The organism is Micromonospora craterilacus (assembly GCF_003236315.1).
Lineage (GTDB): Bacteria > Actinomycetota > Actinomycetes > Mycobacteriales > Micromonosporaceae > Micromonospora > Micromonospora craterilacus.
This window is the reverse complement of the sequence record NZ_POTY01000432.1, coordinates 1-2,187: the sequence shown is the minus strand read 5'-3', so window position 1 is coordinate 2,187 and position 2,187 is coordinate 1. Positions and strand designations below refer to the sequence as shown.

Annotated in this window: 2 protein-coding genes, 1 rRNA gene and 1 pseudogene; 2 read left to right on the top strand and 2 right to left on the bottom strand. The window is 70.5% G+C overall.

Annotated elements, in window-relative coordinates; all coding sequences use genetic code 11:
* A 23S ribosomal RNA gene (locus C1I95_RS33480) occupies positions 1–114 on the bottom strand; the annotation flags it as partial.
* A 27-nt stretch (positions 115–141) separates the two neighbouring features.
* Positions 142–300, bottom strand: a pseudogene (locus tag C1I95_RS37250) (FAD-dependent monooxygenase); the annotation flags it as partial.
* A gap of 319 nt (positions 301–619) precedes the next feature.
* On the opposite strand from C1I95_RS37250, the gene C1I95_RS33470 reads away from it, so the two are divergent.
* On the top strand, positions 620–1,807 hold the full coding sequence (locus C1I95_RS33470) for a glycoside hydrolase family 64 protein (protein WP_233514051.1): 1,188 nt from the start codon (positions 620–622) through the stop codon (positions 1,805–1,807).
* A 122-nt stretch (positions 1,808–1,929) separates the two neighbouring features.
* The coding region (locus C1I95_RS36790) for a hypothetical protein (protein WP_233514050.1) at positions 1,930–2,187 on the top strand (258 nt) is incomplete at its 3' end.

The window sequence follows — 2,187 nt, the reverse complement described above, 5'->3', positions numbered from 1 at the left end:
ACACCCTGGGATCACAGCTTGGTTGACAGCTCCCCCAGGCCTATCGCGGCCTCCCACGTCCTTCATCGGCTCCTGGTGCCAAGGCATCCACCGTTCGCCCTTGACAACTTGACCACAAAGATGCTCGAGGGACCGGAGCACCTCCAGGGTGCGGGGCTGCACGGCCAGCGCCCGGGACTCGTGGGCCCGGTCGCGGGCACGGTCGATCAGGCGGACCTGAGTGCCGAAGGCCGACAACTGCCCGGCCAGCGCCAGACCGGTCGGGCCTGCCCCGACCACCAGGACGTCAACCTCGGTCATCGGGCACGGCAGGGTCGAGGGCGGGCGCCGACGCCCGGTCCGGGTGAGCGACCTGACCGGCCGGGCCGGAGGACGTACGCGATATCGACCATCTCGCACCCTTGGTCGTGCGCCGGGCTGGTGATGTCTCGGCCGACGATATCGTGGCCAGCCGCCATTGATCGGCGTTTCCCTCCGCCCGCTGATCCGGGCCGGAGCCCGGCGCACCAGCCCGCCGGCAGCACGACATCGTCGCACATCTATTGACAAACGTCGTTAACAGTCAGAGTCTGAGAGAGCGCTCTCTCACACCGTGTCACCACCGAGCGGAGGAGTTTCCGTGGTTGTCCGAACCAGGCTGCTGGCTGTCGTCGCAGCCCTGATCACCGCCGTCCCGACCGCCCTCGTCGCCGCCGCCCCCGCCCAGGCCATCGGTCCACCGTTGCTGCCGGTAACGGTCACCAACAACACCGGCCGAGCCGGATCCGTCCACCTGTACGTCCTCGGCGTACAGCTCTCCTCCGGCCGCCTCGGCTACGTCAACCAGGCCGGTACGTTCGTCCCCTGGACCGGCGGGCAGATCCCGCCGTCGCCGGCCCCCGACGCGTCGATCCCCGGGCCGGCCAACGGTGCCAGCACCACGGTCCGGTTCCCGCGTGGCTTCTCCGGCCGCGTCTACTTCTCCCTCGGTGAGAAACTGAAGTTCTTCCTCACCCCGAACGGCCTGGTGCAGCCCGCACCCTGGGCCCCCGGCGACCCCAACCGCGACATCCTGTTCGACTGGAGCGAGTTCACCTACAACGACGCCGGCCTCTGGCTGAACAGTTCCCAGGTGGACATGTTCTCGGTGCCGCACGCGGTCACCGTGACCGGCGCCAACGGCGCCACCAAGCGCACCGGCGACGTGGTCACCGGCGGCCGCAACGCCATCATCAACGGCATCCGGTCCCAGTCCGGCTGGGCGAACACCGTGCACAGCCGCTCGGACGGCACGGTGCTGCGCGTACTGGCACCGGGCAAGGCGGCCGGCGCCGGCCTGTTCAGCCCGACCTACCTGGATTCGTACATCGCCTCGGCATGGAACGCGTACACCACCCGGACGCTGACCGTGGTGCCGTTCGGTGACCGGCCCGACATCCGCTACAACGGGCGAACCTCGGGCACGGTCATGACCTTCACCAACGGCGCCGGCCAGGTCGTCGCCTCGTTCAACCGGCCGTCGTCGGCCAGCGTCTGGGGCTGCGACGGTGACCTGCCCGCCCCCAACGACCAGGTGGTCGGCCCGATCTCCCGCACGCTGTGCGCCGCACTGAACCGGGGCACCCTCGGCACCATCCACACCCAGCCCAGCACGAACGCCGCCGAGTTCTACCGCAACAACCCCACCAACCACTACGCCCGGATCATCCACGCCAACATGCGCGACGGAAAGGCGTACGCGTTCGCCTTCGACGACGTCGGCGCCTTCGAGTCGCTGGTCCACGACGGCGACCCCCGCTCGGCCGGGCTGATCCTGAGCCCGTTCTGACACCCGTCCCTCCTGACGCCCGTCCGTTCTGACACCCGTCCCTCCTGACGCCCGTCCGTTCTGACGCCGACGCCGCAGGCTCCGAGCCGCCCACCGGCCCGGCCCGCCCGCCGCGGCGGGGCGTGGTGATCACGCTCGATCCAGGATCGAGTGGCCTCAACGTCACAGCGAAGCCACTCGATCCAGGATCGAGCACGATCTTGTGGCGAGCGGGCGAGGACACGGGCGCGGGCGCGGACACGGACGCGGACACGGGCGCGGGCGCGGGCGCGGGCGCGGACACGGGCGCGGACACGGGCGCGGACACGGGCGCGGACACGGGCGCGGACACGGGCGCGGACACGGGCGCGGACACGGACACGGACACGGACACGGACACG